The 26,100-nt window shown below is 58.0% G+C and carries 26 protein-coding genes and 2 tRNA genes; 17 read left to right on the top strand and 11 right to left on the bottom strand.

Annotated features, from left to right (window positions below; genetic code table 11):
* Positions 1 to 129: 129 nt before the first annotated feature.
* The 3 genes from ACJO3T_RS06525 to ACJO3T_RS06535 all read right to left on the bottom strand — a co-directional run bounded on the left by ACJO3T_RS06525 (position 130) and on the right by ACJO3T_RS06535 (position 2,659).
* Positions 130 to 1,194 (bottom strand): succinylglutamate desuccinylase/aspartoacylase family protein, encoded by a 1,065-nt coding sequence (locus ACJO3T_RS06525; RefSeq protein ID WP_406961615.1) that lies wholly within the window; start codon positions 1,192 to 1,194, stop codon positions 130 to 132.
* A 68-nt stretch (positions 1,195 to 1,262) separates the two neighbouring features.
* Entirely contained in the window at positions 1,263 to 2,171 is a 909-nt protein-coding gene (gene rimK, locus ACJO3T_RS06530; protein ID WP_406961613.1) for a 30S ribosomal protein S6--L-glutamate ligase, read from the bottom strand.
* Complete coding sequence (locus ACJO3T_RS06535) at positions 2,168 to 2,659, bottom strand: ATP-dependent zinc protease family protein (protein ID WP_406961611.1); 492 nt, start codon at positions 2,657 to 2,659, stop codon at positions 2,168 to 2,170. The genes rimK and ACJO3T_RS06535 overlap by 4 nt, the downstream gene beginning before the upstream one ends.
* A gap of 212 nt (positions 2,660 to 2,871) precedes the next feature.
* Here ACJO3T_RS06535 and phrB point away from each other — a divergent pair, with 212 nt between their 5' ends.
* Positions 2,872 to 4,284: a deoxyribodipyrimidine photo-lyase gene (gene phrB / locus ACJO3T_RS06540; RefSeq protein ID WP_406978105.1), complete on the top strand. Its 1,413-nt coding sequence runs from the start codon at positions 2,872 to 2,874 to the stop codon at positions 4,282 to 4,284.
* Between the two features lie 351 nt (positions 4,285 to 4,635).
* On the opposite strand, the gene ACJO3T_RS06545 is transcribed toward phrB, so the two are convergent.
* The 4 genes from ACJO3T_RS06545 to hemA are packed head-to-tail and all read right to left on the bottom strand — an operon-like array spanning position 4,636 to position 8,597.
* Positions 4,636 to 5,379, bottom strand: coding sequence for a HesA/MoeB/ThiF family protein (locus ACJO3T_RS06545; RefSeq protein WP_406961607.1), 744 nt, complete (start codon positions 5,377 to 5,379; stop codon positions 4,636 to 4,638).
* 14 nt (positions 5,380 to 5,393) lie between these two features.
* Positions 5,394 to 6,230, bottom strand: coding sequence for a peptide chain release factor N(5)-glutamine methyltransferase (prmC, locus tag ACJO3T_RS06550; RefSeq protein WP_406978106.1), 837 nt, complete (start codon positions 6,228 to 6,230; stop codon positions 5,394 to 5,396).
* Entirely contained in the window at positions 6,223 to 7,308 is a 1,086-nt protein-coding gene (prfA, locus tag ACJO3T_RS06555) for a peptide chain release factor 1 (protein ID WP_406961603.1), read from the bottom strand. Before prfA ends, prmC begins: the two co-directional genes overlap by 8 nt.
* Positions 7,305 to 8,597, bottom strand: a complete 1,293-nt coding sequence (gene hemA, locus ACJO3T_RS06560) for a glutamyl-tRNA reductase (RefSeq protein ID WP_406961601.1) — start codon at positions 8,595 to 8,597, stop codon at positions 7,305 to 7,307. Before hemA ends, prfA begins: the two co-directional genes overlap by 4 nt.
* Positions 8,598 to 8,880: 283 nt before the next feature.
* On the opposite strand from hemA, the gene ACJO3T_RS06565 reads away from it, so the two are divergent.
* The 7 genes from ACJO3T_RS06565 to pth all read left to right on the top strand — a co-directional run bounded on the left by ACJO3T_RS06565 (position 8,881) and on the right by pth (position 14,679).
* On the top strand, positions 8,881 to 10,626 hold the full coding sequence (locus ACJO3T_RS06565) for a tetratricopeptide repeat protein (protein ID WP_406978107.1): 1,746 nt from the start codon (positions 8,881 to 8,883) through the stop codon (positions 10,624 to 10,626).
* A gap of 8 nt (positions 10,627 to 10,634) precedes the next feature.
* Positions 10,635 to 11,273, top strand: coding sequence for a lipoprotein insertase outer membrane protein LolB (gene lolB / locus ACJO3T_RS06570; protein WP_406978167.1), 639 nt, complete (start codon positions 10,635 to 10,637; stop codon positions 11,271 to 11,273).
* A 19-nt stretch (positions 11,274 to 11,292) separates the two neighbouring features.
* Positions 11,293 to 12,147, top strand: a complete 855-nt coding sequence (gene ispE, locus ACJO3T_RS06575; protein ID WP_406978108.1) for a 4-(cytidine 5'-diphospho)-2-C-methyl-D-erythritol kinase — start codon at positions 11,293 to 11,295, stop codon at positions 12,145 to 12,147.
* A 22-nt stretch (positions 12,148 to 12,169) separates the two neighbouring features.
* Positions 12,170 to 12,244, top strand: a tRNA-Gln gene (locus tag ACJO3T_RS06580).
* A gap of 52 nt (positions 12,245 to 12,296) precedes the next feature.
* On the top strand, positions 12,297 to 13,247 hold the full coding sequence (locus ACJO3T_RS06585; protein ID WP_328188953.1) for a ribose-phosphate diphosphokinase: 951 nt from the start codon (positions 12,297 to 12,299) through the stop codon (positions 13,245 to 13,247).
* A gap of 169 nt (positions 13,248 to 13,416) precedes the next feature.
* Positions 13,417 to 14,064 carry a 50S ribosomal protein L25/general stress protein Ctc gene (locus ACJO3T_RS06590; protein WP_406961595.1) on the top strand — a complete coding sequence of 216 codons (648 nt, stop codon included), beginning with the start codon at positions 13,417 to 13,419 and terminating at the stop codon, positions 14,062 to 14,064.
* 24 nt (positions 14,065 to 14,088) lie between these two features.
* A complete protein-coding gene (gene pth / locus ACJO3T_RS06595) occupies positions 14,089 to 14,679 on the top strand; it encodes an aminoacyl-tRNA hydrolase (protein WP_406978109.1) in 591 nt (196 codons plus the stop codon).
* A 35-nt stretch (positions 14,680 to 14,714) separates the two neighbouring features.
* On the opposite strand, the gene ACJO3T_RS06600 is transcribed toward pth, so the two are convergent.
* Both ACJO3T_RS06600 and ACJO3T_RS06605 read right to left on the bottom strand, forming a co-directional pair.
* Positions 14,715 to 15,524, bottom strand: coding sequence for a hypothetical protein (locus tag ACJO3T_RS06600; protein ID WP_406978110.1), 810 nt, complete (start codon positions 15,522 to 15,524; stop codon positions 14,715 to 14,717).
* Positions 15,514 to 16,224 carry a glycoside hydrolase family 19 protein gene (locus tag ACJO3T_RS06605; RefSeq protein WP_406978111.1) on the bottom strand — a complete coding sequence of 237 codons (711 nt, stop codon included), beginning with the start codon at positions 16,222 to 16,224 and terminating at the stop codon, positions 15,514 to 15,516. The genes ACJO3T_RS06600 and ACJO3T_RS06605 overlap by 11 nt, the downstream gene beginning before the upstream one ends.
* A 283-nt stretch (positions 16,225 to 16,507) precedes the next feature.
* On the opposite strand from ACJO3T_RS06605, the gene ychF reads away from it, so the two are divergent.
* The 9 genes from ychF (at position 16,508) to ACJO3T_RS06650 (ending at position 23,463) form a co-directional block, all read left to right on the top strand.
* Positions 16,508 to 17,599, top strand: a complete 1,092-nt coding sequence (gene ychF, locus ACJO3T_RS06610; protein WP_406978112.1) for a redox-regulated ATPase YchF — start codon at positions 16,508 to 16,510, stop codon at positions 17,597 to 17,599.
* Between the two features lie 92 nt (positions 17,600 to 17,691).
* Positions 17,692 to 17,768: transfer RNA gene (locus ACJO3T_RS06615), tRNA-Met, on the top strand.
* A gap of 365 nt (positions 17,769 to 18,133) precedes the next feature.
* Positions 18,134 to 19,222, top strand: coding sequence for a hypothetical protein (locus ACJO3T_RS06620; protein ID WP_406961468.1), 1,089 nt, complete (start codon positions 18,134 to 18,136; stop codon positions 19,220 to 19,222).
* Positions 19,219 to 19,842, top strand: coding sequence for a peptidylprolyl isomerase PrsA family protein (locus tag ACJO3T_RS06625; RefSeq protein WP_406978113.1), 624 nt, complete (start codon positions 19,219 to 19,221; stop codon positions 19,840 to 19,842). Before ACJO3T_RS06620 ends, ACJO3T_RS06625 begins: the two co-directional genes overlap by 4 nt.
* A 274-nt stretch (positions 19,843 to 20,116) precedes the next feature.
* Complete coding sequence (locus ACJO3T_RS06630) at positions 20,117 to 20,635, top strand: DUF4124 domain-containing protein (RefSeq protein ID WP_406978114.1); 519 nt, start codon at positions 20,117 to 20,119, stop codon at positions 20,633 to 20,635.
* A gap of 160 nt (positions 20,636 to 20,795) precedes the next feature.
* Positions 20,796 to 21,833, top strand: coding sequence for a hypothetical protein (locus tag ACJO3T_RS06635; RefSeq protein ID WP_406978115.1), 1,038 nt, complete (start codon positions 20,796 to 20,798; stop codon positions 21,831 to 21,833).
* Between the two features lie 10 nt (positions 21,834 to 21,843).
* Positions 21,844 to 22,287, top strand: coding sequence for a hypothetical protein (locus tag ACJO3T_RS06640; RefSeq protein ID WP_406978116.1), 444 nt, complete (start codon positions 21,844 to 21,846; stop codon positions 22,285 to 22,287).
* Between the two features lie 188 nt (positions 22,288 to 22,475).
* Positions 22,476 to 22,925: a hypothetical protein gene (locus ACJO3T_RS06645; RefSeq protein WP_406978117.1), complete on the top strand. Its 450-nt coding sequence runs from the start codon at positions 22,476 to 22,478 to the stop codon at positions 22,923 to 22,925.
* Positions 22,926 to 23,013: 88 nt separating this feature from the next.
* Positions 23,014 to 23,463 carry a hypothetical protein gene (locus tag ACJO3T_RS06650; RefSeq protein WP_406978118.1) on the top strand — a complete coding sequence of 150 codons (450 nt, stop codon included), beginning with the start codon at positions 23,014 to 23,016 and terminating at the stop codon, positions 23,461 to 23,463.
* Positions 23,464 to 24,233: 770 nt separating this feature from the next.
* Here the strand turns inward: ACJO3T_RS06650 and ACJO3T_RS06655 are convergent.
* Together ACJO3T_RS06655 and ACJO3T_RS06660 are read right to left on the bottom strand one after the other, a co-directional pair.
* Positions 24,234 to 25,271, bottom strand: a complete 1,038-nt coding sequence (locus tag ACJO3T_RS06655; protein ID WP_406978168.1) for a DUF4062 domain-containing protein — start codon at positions 25,269 to 25,271, stop codon at positions 24,234 to 24,236.
* 354 nt (positions 25,272 to 25,625) lie between these two features.
* The gene (locus tag ACJO3T_RS06660; protein WP_406978119.1) at positions 25,626 to 26,015 is read right to left on the bottom strand and encodes a DUF4112 domain-containing protein; all 390 of its coding nucleotides are present in this window, start codon (positions 26,013 to 26,015) and stop codon (positions 25,626 to 25,628) included.
* Between the last annotated feature and the right edge of the window lie 85 nt (positions 26,016 to 26,100).

Consider the following 26,100-nt stretch of genomic DNA (forward strand, 5'->3'; position numbering starts at 1 on the left):
AATTCACGGTCCCTCCATGGACCGACCTTGCTCCGCGCCATCCATGGCGCTGCTGCGAAAACCTCCCCCGGCACCCCAGCCGACAAACATCGGCGTTAATGCCGACCCAGGCCCAAAGATGGTGTTTATCTACTTGGGATCATTGTCCCAAGGATGCACCGGCAACACCGCCTCGGTCACTTCCGGATCCAGTGAGGAGCGGAAGTAGTCCATGGCCTTCTCCGCCTCCCCCAGTTCGTCGAAGCGGGCCACGTGGTAGATGGCTTCGCCCTCGTTGACCAGTGGCAGGTTGTTCACACAGATAACGATGCCGGAGATAGGGGACAGTATACTCACCTCGGTCTCGCCGAACGGGTCCGCCACCATTGCCAGGCGCTGGCCCTTGCGGACTTTCTGGCCCAGGCGGGCCACCGGTCGCATGATGCCGTCGAGATCCGCCCGTACCCAGGTGGACATGGCGGCGGTTTCCGAGCGTTTGCGTGGGGCTTTCGGGCCTTTCTTGCTGGGGACCATTTCCAGGGCACGCATGACACGGACCACGCCTTTCACCCCGCTGCTGATCACCACATCGTCGAACCGCAGGGCTTCGCCGCCTTCAAAGGTGATAACCGGGATGTCCTGGGAATCGGCATACGCCCGCAGGCTACCTTCGCGCAGGCTGGCATTGAGGATGATCGGGGCGCCGAAGGCTTCGGCCATGCGGACGGTTTCCGGGTTCTTCAGTTCGGCGCGGATCTGCGGCAGGTTGAAGCGGTGGATGGCGCCGGTATGCAGGTCGATGATGTGGGTGACCTTTTCCATGATCTGCGTGCGCAGCAGGTAGGCGATGCGGCCACCGAGGGAGCCGCTTTCGCTGCCCGGGAAGCAGCGGTTCAGGTCGCGGCGGTCCGGCAGGTAGCGGGTGCGTTGCACGAAGCCGAAGATGTTAACGATGGGCACCGCCACCAGGGTGCCCCGCAGGTGCCGCAGGGCAGAGTTCTTCAATACCCGGCGTACGATTTCGACGCCATTGATCTCGTCGCCGTGGATGGCGCCGCAAACCATCAGCACTGGTCCGTCCCGACGGCCATGGACCACTTCCACCGGGATGTGCAGCGGTGTATGGGTGTAGAGCTTGGCAACGGGCACCTCGACGGTCTGCCGGGTGCCCGCCTTGATTTCCGTGTCCGCTATGACAAATGGGGCGCGGGCCATGGGGTTGTTGTCCTTCTTGTTGATCGGTAGAGCCGGTATTCGGATTGGGGACTTTCAGCCAGCGGGCGTTATCCCCTGCCCCCTTTGGTGCCGGTTTTCCAGGGCTTCTGGTTGCGTTCGGTCCAGTTGATGATCATACCTGCCACGTTCTTGCCGGTGGCATTCTCGATGCCTTCCAGGCCCGGGGAGGAGTTGACCTCCATCACCAGCGGGCCACGGGAGGAGCGCAGCAGGTCGACGCCGGCCACGTTCAGACCCATGGATTTGGCGGCCATGATGGCGGTGCGTCGTTCTTCCGGGGTGATCCGTACCAGAGAGGCGGTGCCGCCCCGGTGCAGGTTGGAGCGGAATTCGCCCTCGGCGCCCTGGCGTTTCATGGCGGCGATCACCTTGTCGCCGATCACGAAGCAGCGGATGTCCGCCCCGCCAGCCTCCTTTATGAACTCCTGCACCAGGATGTCCGCCTTCAGGCCCATGAAGGCCTCAATGACACTTTCCGCCGCCTTGCGGGTTTCCGCCAGCACCACGCCGATGCCCTGGGTGCCCTGCAGCAGCTTGATCACCACTGGGGCACCGCCCACCATTTTGAGCAGTTCCGGTACGTTGTCCGGTTTATTGGCGAAGCCGGTCACGGGCATGCCCACACCTTTACGGGCCAGCAACTGCAGGGAGCGAAGCTTGTCCCGGGAGCGGGAAATCGCGACAGACTCATTTACCGGGAAAACGCCCATCATCTCGAACTGGCGCAGTACCGCCGTGCCGTAGAAGGTGACCGACGCGCCGATTCGCGGGATGACGACGTCAAAGTCCTCCAGAACTTCTTCGTGATAGTGGATCTGTGGCTTGGCCGAGGTGATGTTCATGGAGCAGTGCAGCGCATCAATAACACGCACCTCGTGGCCACGGTTGATGCCCTCTTCCACCAGGCGACGTGTGGAGTACAGGTGCCGGTTGCGGGAGAGAATCGCTATCTTCATTCATCATTCCTTAGTACCGGATCTCCGGCCAGGTAAGAGGCTTCAGGCATGACGGTGCAACGGCCGGCCATGGCCGTGCGTCCCAGCAGCATACGAAAACGCATGGTGTCACGATTGGTCAGGGTCATTTCAATAGGCCAGCTCAGTTCGCCCACCTGTACCCGGGTCTCGATGACCATGCGCAGCTCCTTGTGGCCACCGGAGTCGGTCACCGGCCGCTCGTCGATCACGGCGGCATCGCACTCCACCACCTTGTGCAGGTTATGCTGCTCGGGGTGTACCCAGAACTTCACCCGCCGCTGCCCGTCCACTGTGTAGGGTTCGGTGCGGAAGGTGTGCAGGCAGGAGGTGCGGGCGCCGGTGTCCACTTTTGCCTTGATCCGGGAAATATCCAGTTCGGGCAGGGCCAGCCATTCGCGCCAGCCTAGAGGAACCCGTTTGCTGACACCTTCCCCGGGGCGTTGTTTGGACGGTGTATTTCCGGGCATCGTGTTTTGCTCCCTGTTGGTGATAGCCAGCTCAGGCCTACCCGTCGGACAGGCGCATTAGAAGCGGCAATGGGTATGCACTCAATACGCATAATTGCCGACGAAGAACCATCAATGAATCAACAATCTACATTCACTATAATCCAGCTGCGGCAATGCGGCGAATATAGGAGAGCCGATCTCATTCTCCAACACCATCTCAGGACTGCCTCATGACCCAACTGGTCTGGTTCCGCAATGATCTGCGACTCGCCGACAACCCCGCTCTGACTGCCGCGTGCCAGCGAGGTGAGCCGGTACGGGCCCTGTTTATCGTAACTCCAGGTCAATGGCGACAGCACGACTGGTCGCCTGCGAAGGTGCAACTGTTGCTGGGCCTGCTGGGTGACGTCGGCCGGCAACTGGCCGGGCTCGGCATTCCGCTGGAGGTCATCAAGTGCGACGATTTCGCCGCCAGCGTCCGGGCCCTGGAGGACCACTGCCACCAGCATGGCATCCGCCAACTGCGTTTCAATGAAGAGTACGGCATCAACGAGCGCCGCCGGGACCGGTCCGTGCGGGATGTCCTCCGGAAATCGGACATTGACGTCTGCAAGTACCGTGACCAGACAGTCGCCCCAGTTGGAAGCATCCGCACCGGCCAGGACGAGCCCTATTCGGTGTTCACACCGTTCTCCCGCCGCTGGCGCCAGTGGGTGGAGGAAACGTCTCCGACCATACTCCCTGTTCCGAAACCGGTTGGCGCCTCGGTGGAGTGGTCACCCTACACCGCCACGGCCCAGGACCTGGGCTTTGGCACTCCCCCGCCGGCCCTGGCCAAACCGGACGAGCAGTCGGCCCATGACCAGCTCGACCAGTTTCTGGATGAGCGTTGCGGAGACTATAAGGCCGAGCGGGACTTTCCCGCCGTCGACGGCACCAGCAAACTGTCCCCCTATCTTGCAGTCGGCACTCTCTCCGGTCGCCAGTGCCTGCTGGCCGCCCGGGAAGCCCAGGGGCAAGGCGGCAATCAGGAGGGGTTCAGTACCTGGGTGAATGAGATTGCCTGGAGGGACTTCTATATCCACATCCTGTACCACTACCCCCGGGTCAGCATGCACAAGGCGTTCAAGCCGGAGACGGAGGCATTGCACTGGAACCCCACCGGCGAGCATTTCGAGGCCTGGAAGGAAGGCCGCACCGGTATTCCCCTGGTGGATGCAGCCATGCGCCAGTTGCGGGAAACCGGCTGGATGCACAATCGATTGCGGATGGTGACGGCGATGTTCCTGACCAAGAATCTGTTTATCGACTGGCGCCAGGGTGAGGCCTGGTTCATGCAGAATCTGGTGGATGGGTTCCTGGCGTCCAACAATGGCGGCTGGCAGTGGAGTGCGTCCACCGGCACGGATGCGGCGCCCTATTTCCGGGTGTTCAATCCGGTCACCCAGAGCGAGCGGTTTGATCCGAAGGGGGACTTTATCCGGCGTTGGGTGCCGGAGTTGAAGGATCTCGATGCAAAACGGATTCACAACCCCGGTGCGGGTGGTGTTATTCCGAAGGGTTACCCCAGACCCATCGTGGATCTGAAAGAGAGTCGGAAGGAGGCTATTGCGCGGTTTCAATCTATAAAGAAAGCCGAATAACCCGCCAGCGAATAGCACCTCAGCCCGAAGCGCGTGGGGTGAGAGCTTTTTCCGGGACCGTCGAACGCCAGGGACGGCGTTCGTCGAGCCCTACATGGACGTACTTGCCGGGCGTGTCCCGGAAAAAGATATCGCCCCGCGTGCCCTGCCCCCTAGCTGCCAGTCCTGCAAGACTGGAACTCCATGCCAGGCCTGCAAGGCGATGACCTTTTCCGGGACACGCCGTGAATCCATCCATGGAGGCTCTTCAAAAACGTCCCTGTTTTTGAAGGTCCCGGAAAAGGTCCTCACCTCACAGGCTGATATCTTGGGTGCTATTCGCTGCTGCCGCGAATTAGAAAGCTAAAAGACTCAAGAACAAACTGGACACCCAGGATCCCGGGCCAGCTTCATCTCCCGCCACTCCATCTGCCAGGCATCCAGAATCAGCAACCGACCCACAAGGGGCCGCCCCTTCCCCGATAACACCTTGATGGCCTCCATGGCCTGGGTGGCGCCGATCATGCCCACTAGCGGACCGATTACCCCCGCCTCCGAACAGGTCAGGTCCTCATTGCCCTGCTCCGGGTAAAGGCAGTGATAGCAGGGGCTCACTTCATCCCGCGAGTCGTAGACCGACACCTGACCCTCGCCCCGGATGGCGGCCCCGGACACCAGCGGGACCCTGGCGGCCACGCAAGCCCGGTTCAGGGCAAAGCGGGTATTGAAATTGTCCGTGCAGTCCAGCACCAGATCCACATCCGCCACTCTGGCTGCCAGGGCATCACCCTCCAGCCGCCCAATGTGGGCCGTTACCGAAATCTCCGGATTGATGGCCCGAACCCGGTCCGCCAGGGCCTCCGCCTTGTGCCGGTCGATCGCGGACTGGTCGAATGCCACCTGGCGCTGGAGGTTGGCCAGCTCCACCCGGTCGTCATCCGCCAGCACCAGGTTGCCCACGCCGGCGGCACCCAGGTAGAGGGCAACCGGACATCCCAGGCCACCGCAGCCCACCACCAGGACCTTGGCCTGTTTCAGCGCAAGCTGGCCCTCCACGTCGAAGCGGGGAAGTAGCAGTTGTCGGCTGTATCGGAGGAGTTCGTCATCGTTCAGCATGAAATTGCTCCTGTCTATCGACGACCGAGGGTCAACCGGTCATTGCCACCATAATCCCGCCGCGTTTCGATCCCGGAGTGTCCGACCTGCCGGAACAGATCGCGGACCGCTTCGCCCTGATTGTAACCATGTTCCAGTACCAGCCAGCCACCCGGGGTAAGCCAGTGCTGACTTTCCGCCACCAGGTGACGGATCGCATCCAGGCCGTCGGGGCCGGACGTGAGGGCGGAAGCCGGCTCGAAACGGACATCGCCCTCTTGCAGATGGTGATCGCCTTCCTCTATATAAGGGGGATTGGAAATGATCAGGTCGAAAGGTTGATGCTCCAGATCCTCGAACCAGTGACTCTGGATGACAGACACCGGTAGTCCACAGCGCTCGGCATTGCGTCTGGCCAGGGCCACGGCTTCTGGTACGCAGTCGGTTGCCAGCACCAGCCAGTCTGGCTTCTCGCTCTTCAGCGCCAGGGCGATGGCGCCGGTGCCGGTGCCCAGATCCACCATCCGCACCTTCTCCGGCAGGGGCAGTGACAGGGCCGCTTCCACCAGGCACTCGGTATCCGGTCGGGGAATCAGGGTATCAGGGGTAACTTCCAGGGTAAGCGTCCAGAAATCCTGGTGGCCGAGGATATGGGCCACCGGCTCGCCGGACGCCCGCCGTTCAACCCGTTGCCAGAAGCCCGCCTGTTGGTCGGGGGTCAGTTGCGCCTCTGGAAAGGCCCGGAAGCGGCTGCGGTTCCAGCCCGTGACCTCCGCCAGCAGCAACTCCGCATCCAGCCGGGGTGACTCGCCGCCAATACGGTCGACCGCCCCGGCCAGCGCCTGTCCGCAGGTCAGTGGCTGCTCACTCATCCGACAGGCTGGCCAGCAGGTCGGCCTGGTGTTCCTGTTGCAGGGGGCCCAGCACCGGGGCCAGGTCGCCGGCAATCACCTCGTCCAGCTTATACAGGGTCAGGTTAATCCGGTGGTCCGTCACCCGCCCCTGCGGAAAGTTATAGGTGCGGATGCGTTCGGAACGGTCGCCGCTGCCCACCAGGCTCTTGCGGGTGGCGGCCTGGGTCTGGGCCTGTTTTTCCGCCTCGATGTTCTTCAGGCGGGACTGCAGGAAGCTCATGGCCTTGGACCGGTTCTTGTGCTGGGAACGCTCTTCCTGACACTCCACCACGATGCCGGTGGGAATATGGGTAATACGGATCGCCGAATCCGTCTTGTTGACGTGCTGGCCACCGGCACCGGACGCCCGGAAGGTGTCCACCCGCAGATCGTTCTTGTTGATCTCGATGGCCTCGGCCTCGTCCGCTTCCGGCATTACCGCCACGGTACAGGCGGAGGTATGGATGCGGCCCTGGGATTCGGTTTCCGGCACCCGCTGCACCCGGTGGGCGCCGGACTCGAACTTCAGCGCGCCGTATACGCCATCACCGGTCACCCGGCTGATGATTTCCTTGTAGCCGCCGTGTTCTCCCTCACTGGCGCTGATCACTTCCACCTGCCATTTGCGGGTTTCGGCGTAGCGGCTGTACATGCGGAACAGGTCGCCGGCGAACAGGGCTGCTTCATCACCGCCGGTGCCGGCGCGGATTTCCAGGAACACGTTCTTGCCGTCGTCCGGGTCCTTGGGCAGCATCAGGCGCTGCAGTTCCTCGTCCAGCTCGTCGCGCCTGGCGCGGGCGGTGTCGATTTCCTCTTCCGCCATCTCCCGCATGTCTGCATCCCCTTCGCGGGCAAGCTCCTCGGCGGTGGCCAGGTCGTCCAGGGTACGACGCCAGGCCTGGAAGCAATGGACGACGGGTTCGATTTCGGCGAATTCCTTGGACAATTCCCGGAACTGTTTCTGGTCGGCAATCACGCCCTGATCGCTCAGCAACGCGCTGACCTCCTCGAAGCGGTCAACCAGCTGTTCGAGGCGGGCCTGAATGGATGCTTTCATAGTTTTTCCAGTGTGATGGGGGCGTCCCGTGGATCCACGGCTTCCAGTTGGTGCAGTTCACGCAGCCACTCGGCCACCTCGGGACGCCCTTCGGCGGATGCCTTGCGCACCTGGACCGAGGGTTCATGCAGTAACTTGTTGGTCAGGCCCCGGGCGAGGCCACGGAGGACGGTTTCCGGATCGTTGCCGTTGTTCAGAGCCTTGACGGCCTTGGCCACTTCCTGGTCCCGCAGGTCTTCGGCCCGCTGGCGGTACTGTTTAAGGGTGGAGACCGCATCCAGCGCCCGGATCTGACTGAGGAAGTCCTGGGTACCGGAGATGATCAGGTTCTCGGCCTCCTTCGCGGCACCTTCCCGGGAACGCAGATTCTCCTCGATCACGTGGCGCAGGTCGTCCACCGTGTACAGGTAGACATCCGCCAGACTGGCCACCTCCGGTTCGATATCCCGGGGCACGGCGATATCCACCATGAAGTAGGGGCGGTGCTTGCGCTTCTTCAGGGTTCGCTCCACGGCCCCCTTGCCCAGGATGGGCAGCGGGCTTGCGGTGGAGGAAATGATGATATCCACATCCTGCAGGTGGTCCGGAATCTCCGACAGCACAATGCCGTGGCCCCCATGGGCCTCCGCCAGGGCCTGGGCCCGCTCCACCGTACGGTTGGCCACGATGAAATCTTTCACACCTGCATCCGACAAGTGCCGGGCCACCAGTTCGATGGTCTTGCCGGCGCCGATCAGCAGCGCCCGGTTGCGGGACAGGTCGGAGAAGATGTGGTGGGCCATGCTGACAGCGGCATAGGCCACCGACACCGGGTTCTCGCCAATGGCGGTTTCCGTGCGCACCCGCTTGGCCACCGAAAAGGTATGCTCGAACAGCCGGGACAGGAACGAGCCGCTGGCGCCATGCTCCCGGGCCAGGGCATAGGCATCCTTCAACTGCCCGAGGATCTGGGGTTCACCCAGTACCATGGAATCCAGCCCCGCCGCCACGCGCATGACATGACGTACGGCATCACTGTCCCGGTGGACATAGATGGAGTTCTCCAGGTCTGACGCCGCCACCTGGTGGAAACCGGCCAGCCACCGCAATACCGCCGGGCCGCAGTCGTCGTCACCGGCCAGGTACAGCTCGGTGCGATTGCAGGTGGACAGGATGGCCGCCTCGCTGGCACCGGTGGCCAGTTGCAGTTCACGGAACGCATCCGGCATGCGCTCGGGCGTAAAGGCGACCCGCTCGCGGATCTCCAGCGGCGCCGTGCGATGGTTAATGCCCAGTGTGATCAATGCCATAGTGAACGCGGAAACTCCGTAGCCGGAACGAGTGTGCCGACGCAGACTCATGAATAACCGTATTTTACCGGCGCAACCGGGCTACTGCCACCCAGTGCTGACGGTATATCCCCTTATCCCGTTACCCGGGTGCGACTCCGGTGACTTGGGCACAACAACGGCTTATGCCATCATAGGCCGGGAGAACCCCTGGGAGTCCGCGCGATTTCTGCCGCGCAGACTCCCAGGTTCTCCAATCAGCGGCACAGGTAGCGTGTCCATGCCCAAGACGTCAGGAAGCCCAATGCCAAGAAAAGCCCTGTATCTCGCCATCAGCCTTCTCGCCTTCACCGGTTGTGCCAGCATGGACCGGGAAGCGCCAGCCCCGGCAGAGCCCGCCGAACCGCAGGAAACCGTCACCGAAGTGGAACCGGTCGCAGAGGAACCCGTCGCCGAACGCTCCTTCCGGCCTGAGGAACTCTACCTGCTGCTGACTGGCGAGATCGCCGCCCAGCGGGGCCAGTACGACGTCACCCTGGCCAACTATGTGGAAGCGGCGCGCCAGACCGGGGACACCGGTGTTATCCGCCGGGCGCTGCTGATTGCCGAGTCCCTGAACAGCCAGGAGGCAACACGCACCCTGACCAACACCTGGATCGAAGCCGCCCCCTACAGCCAGGACGCCCGCCGCGCCGCTGCTATCCAGTCCCTGCGGGATGGCGACATGGAGGCCACCCTCACCGAACTGGAGCAGATCCTCAACCTGGGTGGCGATGCCAACTTTGACAGCCTGGCTGCCATGGCGCCACGGCTACCGGCGGACCAACAACAGGAGCTGCTGCGACTGTTCGACGAATTGCAGGAGCGCCATCCGGACAACGAGGAAATCCGCTACAGCAACGCCCTGCTCCAGGACCTCACCGGCTCACCGCAGGCGGCCCTGGACACCCTGGCACCGCTGCTGGAACAGGACCCCGAGTTCCAGCCCGCCCTGGTATTGCAGGGCGAAGTGCTCTACGACCTGGGCCGTACCAGCGAGGCACTGCAGCACCTGCAAACGAGTTCCCGGCGTTACCCGGACAACCGCCAGCTTGGCACCCTGTACGCCCGGATACTGGTGAACGAAGACGAGCTGCGCGCCGCCCAGGATGAGTTCGCCCGCCTGGCGGAACGCTTCCCCGACGAACCCGGCCTGCGCCTGTCCTGGGCCCTGGTAGCCATTGAGAACGGCGAGCTTGACCTGGCGCGGGAACAGCTTGAACGCCTGACCCGCAGCCGTCAGTACAGCAGCCAGGCCTACTATTACCTGGGGCAGGTAGCCGAGCAGGAAGGTGACAACGACAAAGCCATCACCCTGTATGAACAGGTGACGGAAGGCTCCCACTATTATCCGACCCTCTCCCGGGCAGCGGAACTGAGGGCCCGGGACGGCGACCTGGATGCCGCCCTGGAACAGATCCGCTCGGTGCGGGAAGCCAACCCCGATGACGCCGCCAATCTCTGGCTGGCGGAAGTTAACCTGTTACAGTCACTGGACCGGCACGACATGGCTGTGGAAGCCGCCAACGAGGCCCTGGCCGCCTACCCCGAAAACCAGAGCCTGCTGTATGCCCGCTCCATGAGTCATGAAAAGCTGGATAACATCGACCAGGCCCTGGCCGACCTCAACACCATGGTGGAACTGGCGCCGGACAACTCCACCGCCCTGAATGCCCTGGGCTATGTGCTGACAGTCCACACCGAACGCCTGTCCGAGGCCCGCTCCCATATAGAAAAAGCCCTCGCCCTGGAACCGCAGAATCCCGCCATCCTGGACAGTATGGGCTGGGTGCTCTTTCGCCAGGGGGATACCGAGGGGGCACTGGAGTACCTCCGCAGGGCCTACGAGATCTACCCCGACCCGGAAATTGCCGCCCACTATGGCGAAGTACTCTGGCAAACCGACCAGAAGGCCCAGGCCCGCGTGATCTGGGAACGGGCCCTGGACGACGATCCGGACCATGAACTGCTCCTGGAAACCCTCGACCGACTGGACATTGACGACCTGTGACCACTCCCATGACCACCTGCTGGAAGCCCTTCCTCATACTGGCACTGGCCCTGGGCCTGGGTGCCTGCGCCACCGTTCGCCAGGAACCCCTGCCGGCAGGCCTTACCGAACAGCCACCGGCGGACTGGGCCCAGCGACAGGCCAGCCTGCAGAACTTCAGCCAGTGGCAACTGACGGGCAAGCTCGCCGTCCGCCAGCCGGAGGACAGCGCCTCCGCCGTGATCAACCAGTGGGTACAGGACCATGAGCACTATGAACTGTCCCTGTCCTCCAGCTTCCTGGGCATGGGCAGCACCCGGCTGGAAGGCTCGCCGGGGTTCATCCGGATGGAACTGCCCGATGGCGAAACCTATTCCTCCAGCGACCCCCAGGGCCTGATCTACGCCGCTACCGGCTGGGAACTGCCCATCGACGCCCTGGTGTGGTGGGTACGGGGCCTGCCGTCACCGGAGGGTGACTTCCGGCTGGCGTTCGACCCCCAGGGCGATCTGGCCCAGCTTGAGCAACTGGGCTGGACCATTCGCTACGAGCGCTGGCGTGACTTCGTCGACAGCCAACCGGCATTGCCGGCCCGCCTGACCGCCCGCAAGGGCGAGAAACTGGTACGCCTGGTGGTGTCATCCTGGCAGACCGACCGTGATGGCTAGTAAAGAAGCAGACCACCGAATGAACGACATCACCCTGCCCTCGCCGGCCAAGCTCAACCTGTTCCTCCACATCACCGGTCGCCGGGACGACGGCTATCATGAGTTGCAGACCCTGTTCCAGTTCCTGGAGTACGGCGACACCCTCACCTTCAAGCTGCGGGACGACGGTGCCATCAATCTGCAACCGGACATCGACGGAGTCCCCCGGGACCAGAACCTGATCGTCCGCGCCGCTGAGCGCCTGCAGGAAGTGTCAGGCACCACCCTTGGTGCGGACATCACACTGGACAAGCAATTGCCCATGGGGGGTGGCCTGGGCGGCGGCAGCTCCAATGCAGCCACCACCCTGGTCGGCCTGAACCACCTGTGGCAGACCGGATGGCCGGAAGACCGGCTGGCGGATCTGGGCCTGACCCTGGGAGCCGATGTGCCGGTGTTCGTCCGTGGGAAGGCGGCGCTCGGTGAAGGCGTGGGAGAGAAGCTCACCCCCGCCTCACCACCGGAAGACTGGTTTGTTGTATTAAAACCGGACGTTGAGATCAGCACCGGGGAAATTTTTTCGAATCCAGGGTTGACAAGAAATACCCCTCGAATCACAATAGCGCCCGCTTTTGAGGGAGACGCCTCGGGGTACCGAAACGATTGTGAGGATGTAGTTAAGCAACTGTATCCAGAGGTAAAAATTAGCCTGGACTGGCTGAGCACATTCGGACCCGCAAGATTAACCGGAACCGGGGCTTGCGTCTTTGGACGTTTCCCAACAGAAGCTGAAGCCCGGACTGTTTGGGCTGAAAGACCTACCGGCATCACGGGGTTCGTAGCTAGAGGGGTGAACCTTTCACCTCTTCACAAAAAGCTGACAGAGCTGACATGATGCCGAAAGAGCAGCACGATACTGGGGTGTCGCCAAGTGGTAAGGCAACGGGTTTTGATCCCGTCATGCGCAGGTTCGAATCCTGCCACCCCAGCCACCTTTCTTCCTCGTCCTCTGAATCCAACGCTGAGTTACAGAAGGATACCGCCGTGTCCAAGTTGATGATTTTCGCCGGCAACGCCAATCCTGATCTGGCCAAGGCGATTGCCCAGAAACTTCATATTCCCATGGGACAGGCTAACGTAGGCCGCTTCAGTGACGGTGAGACCACCGTCGAGATCAACGAGAACGTCCGCGGCCACGACGTCTTCATCATCCAGCCCACCTGCTACCCCACCAACGATAACCTGATGGAACTGATCGTGATGGCCGACGCCCTGCGCCGCGCTTCCGCCACGCGCATCACCGCGGTTATCCCCTATTACGGGTATGCACGCCAGGATCGCCGGGTACGCTCCACGCGGGTGGCGATCAGCGCGAAGGTCGTGGCGGATATGATTTCCTCCATCGGTGTGGACCGGGTACTGACCGTTGACCTGCACGCCGACCAGATCCAGGGCTTCTTCGACATCCCGGTGGACAACATCTACGCCACCCCGGTCATGCTTGAGGACATCGAGAAGCAGCGCTTCGACAACTTTATCGTGGTATCGCCGGACGTGGGCGGCGTGGTTCGCGCCCGCGCCGTGGCCAAGCGCCTGGACGATGCCGACTTGGCCATCATCGACAAACGTCGCCCCAAGGCCAATGTGTCCCAGGTCATGCACATCATCGGTGATGTGAAAGACAAGACCTGCATCCTGGTGGATGACATCGTCGATACCGCCGGCACCCTGTGCAAGGCCGCCAATGCCCTCAAGGAGCACGGCGCCTCGCGGGTGGTCGCCTACATCACCCACCCGGTGCTGTCCGGCCCGGCCATTGACAACATCAATGCGTCGCAACTGGACGAACTAGTGGTTTGTGACACCATCCCGCTGGGTGACAAGGCGAAGAATTGTGATAGAATCCGCCCCCTCGGAATGGCAGGCCTGCTGGCAGAGTCCATTCGTCGCGTCAGCAACGAAGAATCCATCAGCGCCATGTTCGAGAACGTCTGAGCCAGTCGTAACGCCAGACGAACAGAGAACATCTGACGTATCCGGAACTGGAGCCCTGTCTGACGGGGCTCCAGTTCTGCTTTAAGCGCCGGAACAAATCCGGCTTCACTGACATCACCGTCGCAAGCCTGGTCGCGGGCCCGGCGGATGATCGAACGAGGTAATGACCATGTCCAAGAAGGATTTCGTGATCGAAGCATTTCCTCGCGATGACCAGGGGAAAGGTGCGAGCCGCCGCCTGCGTCGCGAGGAGCGTAAAATTCCTGCCATCATCTACGGTGGCAACAAGGAAGCTACGCCCATCGCCATCTGGCACAACGAACTGAAGAAAGACCTGGAAAACGAGGCCTTCTTCTCCCACATCCTGACCATCGATCTTCAGGGCAAGAAAGAAAGCGTCATCCTGAAGGATCTGCAGCGCCACCCGTACAAGCCGATCCTGACCCACGCTGACTTCCAGCGCGTCGACAAGGACCACGAGATCCACGTCAACGTACCGCTGCACTTCCTGAACGAAGACAAGGCTCCGGTCGTCAAGCTGCAGGGCGGTATCATCTCCCACCAGCTGAACGAAGTGGAAGTGATCTGTCTGCCCCAGGACCTGCCCGAGTTCATCGAAATCGACGTGATGGACCTGGAACTGGATCAGACCATCCACCTGAGTGATCTGAAGATGCCGAAAGGCGTTCGCTCCGCTGCCCTGCAGCACGGTGAAGATTACGACCAGGCGGTTGCGTCCGTACACCTGCCCCGTGGCGCCAAGGTTGACGACGAAGACGAAGAAGGCGGCGAGGAAGCCGGCGAAGACAAGGAGTAATCCCTGTCCGGGGAGTTGGCGTCTATGGCACAGGATATCGTCATGGTTGTGGGTCTCGGTAATCCCGGGGCCGACTACGAGAATACCCGCCATAACGCCGGCGCCCTGTTCGTCGAAGCGCTGGCCCGTGAAGCGGGCCAGACGCTCCGCCCCGAAAGGAAGTACCACGGGCTTTACGCCCGCATCCACTGGCGGGGCCTGGACCTGCACCTGTTAAATCCCTCTACTTTCATGAATCGCAGCGGCCTGTCCATCAAGGCCCTGGCGGATTTCTTCAAGATCGCCCCGGAACAGATCCTCGTCGCCCACGACGAACTGGACCTGCCCCCCGGCACCGCCAAACTCAAGAAAGGCGGCGGCCATGGCGGCCACAACGGTCTGCGGGACACCATCGCCCACCTGGGCACCAACAGCTTCCAGAGACTGCGTATCGGCATCGGCCACCCCGGCGACAGCCGCCAGGTCACCGGTTACGTACTGGGTCGACTGGGCAAGCGGGAAACCGAGGAGCTGAACGCCGTTATCGACGAGATTATCCGGGTACTGCCGGATGCCGCCAACGGCAAACTTCCCGCCGCCATGAACCGGCTGCACAGCTTCAGGCCTGCTGAATAGCGACTCGGCGAGCCATCACCCTTCACCAGAACCACTCATAATGCCTCCACAGGATCCAGAGCATCGATCCTGGCACATATCTCCGCACACGCAACTGTATCCGACACCGTCATCATTCCCTCTGCCTGGAGTACCCTGCCTTTGTCATGGAAGATAAAGTAACGATAAAAGTGCGTACCACCCTGTGCTGGAAGGTTGAACATCACCGGCACCGCCACCAAACGCCTGCCACCACACTCGAATCTGCGGGAATCCATCAACTTCAACTCGGCCCCACCATCAGCCTGCACCGGGATTTTCGGACTGGAGAGCCCCGAAAAGTACAACAGATATTCGTGCCCCTCTATCCTCAACAAACCCGCTCCCCCTGGAGCATCAGGGGATTCCTTTTCGGGGTTCGGCCATCTGTATTCACTGGAGAAGACGATCTTTGGACAAATCGCTGGTCGAACCTGCCCCCCTTCAGTCACGAAACCGGATTCATTAACCACAGAGTCAGGAATCGCCAGATACGCCCTTAGTTCGCCCTCCACCCCGAATACCAGGAAGTGCTCTCGGCGATGATAGTTGTCGCTCTCACCCTGAAATCCATGAACGCGAATAACATCGAACGTTTCATTTCGACATTCAAGACGTTCAGACTGCTCTGAATACAAAAAAGCCTTGTCGCCGAATGACAGAACGTAGGAACCGACTTCCAGGCTGGCTCGATCCAGTACAGTCAACCGGTACTGATCCGCCTCGACAAGTTCTAACTGAGCAACCAAGCCGGCCCCGAAGGCTTGAGCGGAAGCGACTGAAAGAAAAAGACTAAAGAGCATCACCTTCACACGATCAGAAAACACCTTTGAAAACTCCTGTAAGGATCATTCTCTCCAGCAGATTATGCCGCTCCCTGTAGGTATTGGTGTTCTTATTGATCACGGCGGTAATAGAATCTGACACGGCTCGAGAAATCCCATTATCTGCATAAGAATAAAGCTGATGATCAAGCCAGAATATGAGAGCGGTTCTTACTGCATACTTCGGCTGAAACAGCAAATCTGGATTTGAAACGAAGTCGACCGGAGTCTGCCATAACCTATTATGGGTAGCCTGAGCCTGGAGGTAATTGGAACGGCCAGTCAGTTGAATCATACCTCGCCCCCGATACTTCCAACCGTCACCAGAAGCAACTGGACCATTACCTATTCGATTGGCATAAGCCCTGTTGGCAATTGCCTCTTCATCTGCTTTCTTGCCTAGACTCCTGTCGTATCCGTGTTGGTCGGCCTCCTGAGGATGCTTCATGTAATAGCCAAAAGTGGCCTTCAGCGCAGATGGGCTATAGTAAAGGCTCTCTTCCAAACGGAAATTACCCCCAGTTTCTTTGCGAACTTGGGCGAAGAAATGAGCCGCTCGAAACTCTGTATCGATCTTACACAGCACCATGGATACGGTGCATTCTTGTGCAACCTCTTTGAGGGTTTTGTCGCTAACAGACGGGGCAGGCCAAATTTGTCGCAGATGTGACAACTCGATTTTTCTCGTTCCTTGAGAACTCATGTTCGTAGTCCTTTTGTGAGAAAGGGGAAAACTCCTGATTCCCCGACACTAAATTTATACCGCTTAACCTGGGAGCAAACCGCAAGTTCTGGTGAAGAAAGATAACAGCGGCGGGCACTCGGCACAATTTGTTTGGTTTCGCTACACTGCCCCCATCGTACGTTCTACTCACAACCGCAACCCACCCCAGATCACAAGGCGCCATGTGTAGTCTGGCCCTCGCACCTGCTAACGCTCCCCGGTATAATCCGCGCACACATTTTCGTTCCACCAGAGGCATTCCATGGGATTCAATTGCGGCATTGTCGGCCTGCCCAACGTCGGCAAATCGACACTATTCAACGCACTGACCAAGGCGGAAATCGGCGCCGAGAACTTCCCGTTCTGCACCATCGAGCCCAACGCCGGTGTGGTGCCCATGCCGGATCCGCGCCTGAACAAACTGGCGGAGATCGTAAAGCCCCAGAAGGTGATCCCCACCACCATGGAGTTCGTGGACATTGCCGGCCTGGTGGAAGGCGCCTCCAAGGGTGAGGGCCTGGGTAACCAGTTCCTGGCCAACATCCGCCAGACCGACGCCATCGCCCACGTGGTGCGCTGCTTCGAGGACGAAAACGTCATCCACGTGGCCAACAAGATCGACCCGGCGTCCGACATCGAGATCATCAATACCGAACTCGCCCTGGCCGACCTGGACACCGTCGAGAAAGCCATCAAGCGGGTCCAGCGCGTCGCCAAGAGCGGTGACAAGACCGCCAAGGCCCAGCTTGAGATGTTCGAGCAGTTGCTGCCGGTACTGAACGAAGGCAAGCCGGTGCGCGGCATGAACCTGGACAACGACCAGATGGCCCTGATCCGCGAGCTGTGCCTGCTCACCGTCAAGCCCACCATGTACATCGCCAACGTCAGCGAAGACGGCTTCGAGAACAACCCGCACCTGGACAAGGTGATGGCCATCGCCGCCGAAGAGAACGCGGTGGTCGTGCCCATCTGCAACAAGATCGAAGCCGAGATCGCCGAACTGGAAGACGACGAGAAGGCCATGTTCCTGGACGAGATGGGCATGGAAGAGCCGGGCCTGGACCGGGTCATCCGCGCCGGCTACAAGCTGCTGGGCCTGCAGACCTACTTCACCGCCGGTGAAAAGGAAGTCCGCGCCTGGACCGTACGCATCGGCGCCACCGCCCCCCAGGCCGCCGGCGTGATCCACACCGACTTCGAGCGGGGCTTCATCCGCGCGGAAATCGTCAGCTACGACGACTACGTCCAGTACAACGGCGAACTGGGCGCCAAGGACGCTGGCAAATGGCGACTGGAAGGCAAGGAATACATCGTCCAGGACGGCGACGTCATCCACTTCCGTTTTAACGTGTAACTTCCGGGAAAAAACTACCCCGGAAGCCTTGACAGAACAGGCGCAAATACTGAAAATACGCGCCTCGTTTGGGACGTATTCCCAACCGAAATGGCAAGGTAGCTCAGTTGGTTAGAGCACAGCACTCATAATGCTGGGGTCGGCGGTTCGACTCCGCCCCTTGCTACCAGTATTCGAAAAGCCCGGCTCGCAAGAGTCGGGCTTTTTTAATGCCCGATAGATGGAGTGGAACCGAGGCAGGCGGGTCGACCGGAGCAACGCGACGACGGCCCAAAAGGTGAAGGCCGCCAGGCCTGAATGCTGCGCCCCTTGCTACCGGCACCGAAAAGCCCGGACGGACATGTCGACAGCAAGACTAACCCCGCTTTCACTACTCTTTGCGGTCTATCCCGCCTCCCTGCTTGCCAGTGGCGCACCTTGCGGATGATTGGTAAGCTGACGACCTGTGGTGTTATGGAGCAGTCGTCAGGACATCTGCCCCGCTCTATCACTGTCGCACTTCCCTAAGGGAAAAGACTGGGCTAGGAGGCTCACATGGAAAGGATTCACGAGCTGCAACGGCAGCCAGACGGAAGCTGGGCTTTGGTCAGAGCCTGCAACCAACACGCTATCAGCCCTACCCTCCCAAGAAACATTACGGCAGATATCAACAAGTATCGCCCCTTCGACGATCACAATGAACAGGTCATGAGGCCAACGAACCAACTTGGCTGGAAACTGCCTGAATTCACCCTGAAAGCCGGACAAGTACATGCATGGCATGGGGATAAACGTGTTATCTACGAGATTTCCTGCGATTCAGTAATCTTCCTCAGAGTGTCCCCTGGCAGAGCAGATAACTACAATTTTTTCATCCAGGACCTCAATAGTTTTGCCTATGACATAACCAACGGAGAGTTGGCTTATCAGGTTTCGAAAAAAACGTCACTGATTAAGACAATAGTGAAGTACGAGATGTACTTCATAATGGGAGTCATCTCGGCGGCCAGCATACCGGCGTTGATCATGGTGGTTGGTTCAGACGTTCTGGTTTCCAGTGCGCAGGCCAGATCGAAAATGAGCTCATCGAAGGAACTGGCGGAAACGATTCTTAGTGAACGAGAACGCATCAAAGAACTCGCGCCGACTTTGCATGAGAAGCTTGAACAATTCGTTACTTCGCAGCTGCAAGTTGATAGTGAAAGGCTAGTGGCCAATACCCTGGATCGTGTCGCCAGTGACGAAAAAACCAGGGGACAGCTCGCGGGAGCCCTTGCCGGCAAGGCAACGGTATCTCCCAGGCCATTTACCGCCTGGAGTGCGATATTTACCATACTCTGTACTGGCTTTATCAAATCAGCCATCAACCTTCCCGAGGGCTACCTCGAAGCCGTCAAAAGCAAGCATAAGCCCCTTGTCGATGAGATCCAGAAAATAGACTGGTCCAACCCAGGAGCGGCGGCGGGTGTCGCCACGCAGTTCCTGGAAATGTTTCGGGATTCCGGCGTAACGGTCAGTTCAACAGAGGCCATGACCATCGTCCGTGAAGTCAGGAGCAATCCCGAATCGCTGAAAGATAGTTTTGAGAAAATCGTCAGGTCCTTCATCGACTTTAATCGTGAGATCTCAGGCGATCAGTCATGAAGAGAGGAACTTACAGAACACCGTTTACTCTCTGTCTGGCGTTTTCCTTCACGATGCTCTCCGCATGTGGCTCGGAAAATCAGCTTACGACCGATGCGGATACCCTATGCGATGCCTTCGACCCTACGTATTTGAAAAGTGAGTATGAGGGCATGTGGCTTTCGGACGTCGAAAAAGCCATCTACGAGAACCTTGAAGAAGACCTGGAGACGGACGAGGTTAAAGCGGTAATCGCGGACCGGGCGAACATTGGCAATTACGCTGACGTCTACCCCTTCATCAAGGATGGGATCGAAGATGTCACCAGCGCACCGTGGAATTGCCAGGACATGGCCTCCTTCTACGAGATCGATTTCGTTCCCGCAAGTGACCCAGGCCAGGCACAGGCCAATTTCCTTGAAATACGACAGGTGGAGGGGTTTACCTTCCTGATTGATGACGTAGAGGTCGATTTTTCCGAGACCCAGCGCGCTGCGGCGGTCATCAGGGATAATTTTGGAGAACCGGAAACCGTGACTATCCAGCTGTCCGGTGAAAGCGTGGCCGAGATGCCGAAGGTCCTTGAAGTGATGACCGAGATCGGTGTGCAGAATGTTAAAACGGTGACGCCCGCAGGTTAACTCCGCCCATTCCAGGCGCATTTGATCGCTTCGCCAGAGCTTCAAGGAACCTTGAACGTAGGGTTAGAAAGGGTTCTCGCGCAAGCGTGGACCCTTTTTCATTCTGACTGACAAAGAGTCGAACCAACGAAGTCGGTTTGACAGGAGCTATGCCCACCTATCGATTTGTAACCAACCCCAACATGCGCTAAAAATAGTCGTACTGTGGGCCGGACCACCTGCCGGCCCCGGCAGCAACATCGTTACCCCTTCAGAAGCAATCAAGGATGATGCCATGAATGTCTGGATACCCTGTGGAGCTTTGGCTGTTACCGCCCTTCTCATCACCTTTCAGGCCACGGCACAGATCTATCAATGGACCGACGAGGATGGAAACGTCCATTTCAGCGATGAACTCCCGGCCCATCAGAGGGACAACGCTGATTCCGTGGAACTCTCCGGTACGGCCCCGAGCCAGGCCGACGTCGAAGCGGCGCAGACGATAGCGGAAAACATTCATGAAGCTGCCGAGAGCACCGCTGAGGGCAACCGAAGCCGCGAGGAAAAGCCCGAGGAACCACAGGAAGAGCAGCCAACCTCAAACACCACCGGCAAGCTTGAGCTCCCACCCCTGCCCCCTTTACCGGACAACGCCACACCTGCCGAGCGGGACGCACACTATGAACAGGCCATGGAACGCTACCAAAGAGCCCATGACTGTTTCGCACCCTATAAAAATGCAAACGGCAGCACAAAGGCCGAAGCCTTTGACGTCTGCCCGGTCGTTCCTCGTCCCAGGGAGTCCGATTACTAGGGGCCTGCACGGCATGCGTTCAGGGTCCGGCAAAGTCGTAGCCGGCCACTACGATTTGGTTACTGACACCGGCCGCATACTGGCGACTACGGTTTGACCGTGACCATCCCAAAACGCATAATCCGACCACGGAAAGGAAACTTCACGCAGGGAGCGTATCATGTCCACTACAGACGAAGTGTATCTGCACGTCGTTCGCCGTCAGACCCACCTCGAACTACTGGCCCTTGAACTCTACGGAAGCATGGATTCCGCCCTGGCAAGGGACTTCCTGCACTATAATCAGCTTGCAGCCAACCAGTACAACGAAGTCCTTGAGGGACAACTGCTCTACCTTCCCAAGCTGATCTGTTACGACCCGGCGGTGGAAACCGGCATTATCAATCTGATCGGCCGGATCAATCGGCAGATCGTCAACGGTATGGACGCTCCACAGCGACGCCTTATCGCCGACAACCCGCAACTCGTGAACAATGTCTCCGAGGATCCGAACCTGCTGCTTGATGGCGTATCCATCGGGAACAGCCTTGCCGGTTCCATAATTTCCTTCAGCTCCGAAGCCAACAAGATGGTTGGCGAGTCCCTGAAAGAGCTCGAGCGGGCATACGTGAATGCGTTCCAGGCCCATGGCAAACTGACCTCGCACTTCTACGAAAAACGCAGACAGATATACAGCCGGCTGGATACTGCTATTGGCCGTTACGGCAGAAGCATCACCATGGGGAGCGCCCTAGGCGACAGGGCCAAGGATGCCCTGAAGATCAGCACCAAGAGCCAGGTCATTCAATGGAAGCGCCTGGGCGCCGCCGAGAATGTCGATGCCTTCCAGACACACTTTGACCGTTATAGTCGAACATCGCGTTACCTGAAGGCTGGTGGGTACCTGACAATGGCTATCGGTATCTCAGTGAATGAGCTCAACATTCGGGAAGCGTGCAAAACGGACAGCGAGAATTGTGATTTCACCAAGTACTCGCTTAGAGGAGAGACAGCGGGGGGAATTGCAGGCGCGGCTGGCGGCGGCGCTTTAGCTACCTGGGGCACTTGTACGCTGGCATTCGGGCTTCCCAGTTGGGGAACCAGCGCATTCTGGTGCGGGATCGTCGCTGGTACTACAGGCTCTCTTGTTGGCGGCTATGCTGGATCAAAGTTTGGGAAAGCTGGCGGGGAACTCATTTACGAAAGGACGATAAGGTAGGTTCGCTCGAATGTCGGTCTTTGGCATACTTTTTTATGTGTCCTTACCCATTGGGCTGTGGATAGCCGCAGCCTTTCTATGGACCATCGGTTCGCCCTACCCCATTACTACTGATACGGCCATGGTGGCGGGAGGGTTCGCCATCATTACCTGTCCTTTCTGGATAATTCTCGTCATCTACCTCGCCAAAACCCTGGTTCCCAGGCTGGACAGTCTGGCCGAGCCCGAGCTCACGGATTCCAGACGGTACTCCACCAATTGGATGACCAAATTCATGGCCCTGAACGTCTATAGCGCCAATTTAGTGAGCTCAAGGGCCCGAAGAAAGTACAACCTGCCAATCGATCTCAGAGAGCAACCTGGGGCGGTGCGTCTGGCTTTGCGAGTGCACGTCTATTGGATGTTCGGAATCAACCTGACACTGCTGATCGGCTTTCTTCTTATGCCAACCTAGAGAATGAGAATAAGACTTCACTATGACTCCAACGTGGCAGCTTTGGTCGCCTCCCTGTTTCGATCATGGTGTCGCACCAGGACAGGTCGTTGGCAAATTATGACTGGCTCTCGGAACCGCCCGAAAGTATTTGTCCAACGTCCCCGTCTTGAGCCTGAGGACGCCAGGCTCGTATCAGGTAGGCCGCGATGTCAGTGACCGGCATACTTTTGTATCTTTCATTACCCTTGGCGCTTTGGGGCGCTTTTGCCGTCTCCTGGTTCATGAAAACGCAAGGTGACGTCCTCGTATACGTGTCGATGCTGCTGGCGAGCTTCTTCCTGATCACGGGGCCGTTCTGGATTTTCTACGTCGTTTACCTGATCAAGAAACTGGTTCCCCGGCTGGATCAGTTGTCCGGTGAGGCGCCTTCAGCAGAGGATTCGAATCATGGTAACTGGCTGACGAGGAGCACTCGTCTTAATAATTACGCGGCTAATCTCTTGAGCGCGCGGGCGCGACGAAGAAGCAATCTCCCGATAGAGATGGAGCAGCAACCTCCCGCCGTACGCCTTGCCTTAAGGGTTCACGTCTACTGGATGTGCAGTATCGTACTGGCTCTTCTGGTCGACTTTGTCCTAATGGAGATCATCCGGTAGCCGCGCAGGATGGACCTCAACAAAGCGCCCCAATGACCGCCCCTCGGTGTAATGAACAACAACGAGACCAGAGGATGAACCCCTGAAAATGTCTATTACCGGCATACTGTGTTATCTCTCTATACCGATTGGCCTCTGGGCCGCATTCCTGGTGTTCTGGCTCACGGAAACCCAGGAATCATTTATCACCAATGCCGCAATCCTTTCCACAGCTTTCTCGATGATTACCGGCCCATTCTGGATTATCTATGTTGTCTATCTGGCCATCAGGCTGATCCCGAAACTGGATGAAATAGCAATTCCAGGAGGACCAGCAAACAGGGAGTATCCTGATAGCTGGCTGGCAAGGGGCATAAGCCTGAATAGCTACGCAGGCGATCTTATGAGTGCACGGGTACGCAGGAAAGACAAACTCGCCATAGATTTCAGGGATCAGCCGTTCCCCATACGCCTTGCACTGAAAGTTCATGTTTACTGGATGTGCCTCGGAGCTCTCAGCATGCTGACCGGATTTCTTCTGTTCGAATTTGCAGACTGACGCCGGCAAATCGTTGCATCGAAAATGAAGCTCTTCATATAGCCATCTATTGCATCCAGCCCCCCTACGCCTAGCTCCACTCGCCCCCAGTGGATAACCTCGCCCCAGCTCATCAAAAGACACCCGTGCCCGGTTGTTGATGCGTTCTGCAGAGTGGTGGACTATCATGCCCTATATTGGCCTCTATGCGGCAGGGCTCAAAGCCGGAAGGACCAACCCCTAACTACGACGAAGCGAATTCACAGGTATGTAGACAGTCACGCCGAGCGATAGCAGTAACAAGACGAGTGATGGAGAAGTGGTTCCAGGATCGGCACGACTAGAGGACGCAGTAATGAAAGGATTTGTTTTTTTCTTCTAGCTCTCCCTTTCCTGGGAGTTGCCCAAGCAGACACCATCACTGACGCCATACACAGCGCATCCAGAGCTTACGGAGAGCATGTCACTGAAACTATGTGGCGGAACCGCTGCTCTCGACCCGAATCGTTACGATTACATGCCAACTGTTATGTGAATCCTAACGGGGTAGCGCTTTGGGAGATGAGTGGACCAGAAAGGGAAAGGTGGAAACCTACCGCAATCCAAGAGAGCGTGAAACTTCAACAAGAGCACCGGCGGCAAATGGAGATCGCAAAAGAGCATGGGCAGCGTGCTGCTCAGGAAAACCGGATGAATCACCAGATGTGTGTATTCTGGAAACAACAGGAAATAAGCGAAAAGCAGAAAGATAAAATTATCGAGTATTGCAGGAACTGATAAGACCTAAAAAATCAAAATGGAAGATCGTCATATTTTGAAATGACATTCTTGCGAGAATCGACTGAAAGGTTTAAGAACGCCTTGTAACCAGATTCTAGCCTTTCCTTCAACTTCTTTTGACCGGGTGTCATCTTTCCTTCTATATCACAAACAACGATTCCTGAAGATTGATTAAGTATAACGCTTGTTGATCTATCCTCATCAATCATAACATCTGGAATTAACTCAAAATCATCGCTTATTTGTAAAATGAAATTCCACCATTCATTTGGAGGATTAGCGGATAAACTTTCAATTTTCTTAAAGGGGATAAAGCCCTTATTATCGATTTTAGAAGCCAGTTCAGCAAAAAACTTACTTGCCTCACTTTCAAGATCTATAATAGATATAGAATCGTTCGCACCCACCTCATCAACTTGCCGATATACACTTTTTACTAGCTCTTCGATTTTCCGAGAAGCTATTGATAGGTTGCGAATAGATTCATTAGTGGAGCTCAGCTGATTAGAGATGCTCCTCTGAGAAAGGTACTCAAAAAACATTCCCGCCCACTGCTTTCTTAAACTCTCATGAATATCTTTAGCGTATTTAAAATCAAAAAAACCGTTATTTACATCTGCCCCGCGGACGGCGTCTATAAAGTTGAATATATTTTCCGCAAACTCTTGCTTGTCAATCGACGGATATTCAATTTCAGAAGAAAAAGGCTTAGACTTATTTTTTTGATATACATGATGATCGGCAAGGACACCTTCTTTCACAAAGGTAAAAACGGGTAATCCAACTTCTTTGGCCGCAGAGTATTCTGCATTTGTGATCGATTTTGAAGGATCAATCCTATAAGAGCCTCCAAACCTTCCACCAATAATCAATATCAACAACTGACAATTCGAAACTTCATTGACGCAACTTTCGTGAGTATGAAGGTCAGGGTGATAGAAAACGTCACCTTGCTCGCTCAAAACGACTTCAAAACCAAAACCGTGACAAAACCCGACTAAGCTATCACGTACCTCGGCCAAATCGAAACAGGTAGAGCTCACAAACACCCTAGGCGCAGCCAAATCTATGCCCCCTCAGTTAAAACATCTCAAAACGAACTATAAGAATGACTCATTGAATATTTTTATGCACATATTACAGACTGTACACTATGGTTGTCCAATTGACCTCAGGAGTGGCTTTTTTGTCCGAATCTGTCCAACTAGGCCATCTAACTGGTTGTTATTGCGAGCCATAGTGCTATTTTGTCTTTCTCACACAGGTCTCATAATTCTGGGATCGGCGGTTCGACCGAAGTGCACGAAGCGTGCGGAAAATGTCGGAGCCACGGGCCGCAGGCTGAATACTCTGCCTCTTGGTACAAGACTGCAAAAAGCTCAGCTCGAAAGAGCCGGACTTTTTCAGCCTTGGCCTCCACCCATATCCCGCTCCAACTCCTCCCTGAGCAACCGGGTATTGCGGATATTGGCCTTGTAGAACACATCAAACGCATCCCCCAGCAGCGGAACGCTACCAACCACCGCGTCGATCACGATGTTCTTGAGCATATGGGCCCTCACCCGACGGCTGGCGCCCATGCGGTGGGCTTCCATGAGGACATAGCCGGAGAGCACGAGACCGGCGGCGTCGCCTATCACCGGGACCAGCCCGATCACGGCCTCTACCCCGACGTTGATATGGGTAAACGGGATACGGACGGCGCTGTCCATGACGGTGCTGAAACGCTCCAGCCGCCTCAGGGTGGCCTCGCGCTGCTTGTCAGTGATCTGGCTTTCGTCTGTTGAGGTCATGGCTCTCCTGGTTCCCCCGCCTTGTCCGGTTGTGCCCGGATATCATGGTCCATTTCTGGATTATGGCCAGGAAGGAACGACTGTT

Source organism: Marinobacter shunpengi (assembly GCF_045449715.1).
In the GTDB taxonomy this organism is placed as follows: Bacteria; Pseudomonadota; Gammaproteobacteria; order Pseudomonadales; family Oleiphilaceae; genus Marinobacter.

Bases quoted from the DNA above. Each gene is read 5' to 3' on its own strand.
- ACJO3T_RS06525 (WP_406961615.1), bottom strand. From the start codon at position 1,194: ATGGCCCGCGCCCCATTTGTCATAGCGGACACGGAAATCAAGGCGGGC.
- rimK (WP_406961613.1), bottom strand. From the start codon at position 2,171: ATGAAGATAGCGATTCTCTCCCGCAACCGGCACCTGTACTCCACACGT.
- ACJO3T_RS06535 (WP_406961611.1), bottom strand. From the start codon at position 2,659: ATGCCCGGAAATACACCGTCCAAACAACGCCCCGGGGAAGGTGTCAGC.
- phrB (WP_406978105.1), top strand. From the start codon at position 2,872: ATGACCCAACTGGTCTGGTTCCGCAATGATCTGCGACTCGCCGACAAC.
- ACJO3T_RS06545 (WP_406961607.1), bottom strand. From the start codon at position 5,379: ATGCTGAACGATGACGAACTCCTCCGATACAGCCGACAACTGCTACTT.
- prmC (WP_406978106.1), bottom strand. From the start codon at position 6,230: ATGAGTGAGCAGCCACTGACCTGCGGACAGGCGCTGGCCGGGGCGGTC.
- prfA (WP_406961603.1), bottom strand. From the start codon at position 7,308: ATGAAAGCATCCATTCAGGCCCGCCTCGAACAGCTGGTTGACCGCTTC.
- hemA (WP_406961601.1), bottom strand. From the start codon at position 8,597: ATGGCATTGATCACACTGGGCATTAACCATCGCACGGCGCCGCTGGAG.
- ACJO3T_RS06565 (WP_406978107.1), top strand. From the start codon at position 8,881: ATGCCAAGAAAAGCCCTGTATCTCGCCATCAGCCTTCTCGCCTTCACC.
- lolB (WP_406978167.1), top strand. From the start codon at position 10,635: ATGACCACCTGCTGGAAGCCCTTCCTCATACTGGCACTGGCCCTGGGC.
- ispE (WP_406978108.1), top strand. From the start codon at position 11,293: ATGAACGACATCACCCTGCCCTCGCCGGCCAAGCTCAACCTGTTCCTC.
- ACJO3T_RS06590 (WP_406961595.1), top strand. From the start codon at position 13,417: ATGTCCAAGAAGGATTTCGTGATCGAAGCATTTCCTCGCGATGACCAG.
- pth (WP_406978109.1), top strand. From the start codon at position 14,089: ATGGCACAGGATATCGTCATGGTTGTGGGTCTCGGTAATCCCGGGGCC.
- ACJO3T_RS06605 (WP_406978111.1), bottom strand. From the start codon at position 16,224: ATGAGTTCTCAAGGAACGAGAAAAATCGAGTTGTCACATCTGCGACAA.
- ychF (WP_406978112.1), top strand. From the start codon at position 16,508: ATGGGATTCAATTGCGGCATTGTCGGCCTGCCCAACGTCGGCAAATCG.
- ACJO3T_RS06620 (WP_406961468.1), top strand. From the start codon at position 18,134: ATGGAAAGGATTCACGAGCTGCAACGGCAGCCAGACGGAAGCTGGGCT.
- ACJO3T_RS06625 (WP_406978113.1), top strand. From the start codon at position 19,219: ATGAAGAGAGGAACTTACAGAACACCGTTTACTCTCTGTCTGGCGTTT.
- ACJO3T_RS06630 (WP_406978114.1), top strand. From the start codon at position 20,117: ATGAATGTCTGGATACCCTGTGGAGCTTTGGCTGTTACCGCCCTTCTC.
- ACJO3T_RS06635 (WP_406978115.1), top strand. From the start codon at position 20,796: ATGTCCACTACAGACGAAGTGTATCTGCACGTCGTTCGCCGTCAGACC.
- ACJO3T_RS06640 (WP_406978116.1), top strand. From the start codon at position 21,844: ATGTCGGTCTTTGGCATACTTTTTTATGTGTCCTTACCCATTGGGCTG.
- ACJO3T_RS06645 (WP_406978117.1), top strand. From the start codon at position 22,476: ATGTCAGTGACCGGCATACTTTTGTATCTTTCATTACCCTTGGCGCTT.
- ACJO3T_RS06650 (WP_406978118.1), top strand. From the start codon at position 23,014: ATGTCTATTACCGGCATACTGTGTTATCTCTCTATACCGATTGGCCTC.
- ACJO3T_RS06660 (WP_406978119.1), bottom strand. From the start codon at position 26,015: ATGACCTCAACAGACGAAAGCCAGATCACTGACAAGCAGCGCGAGGCC.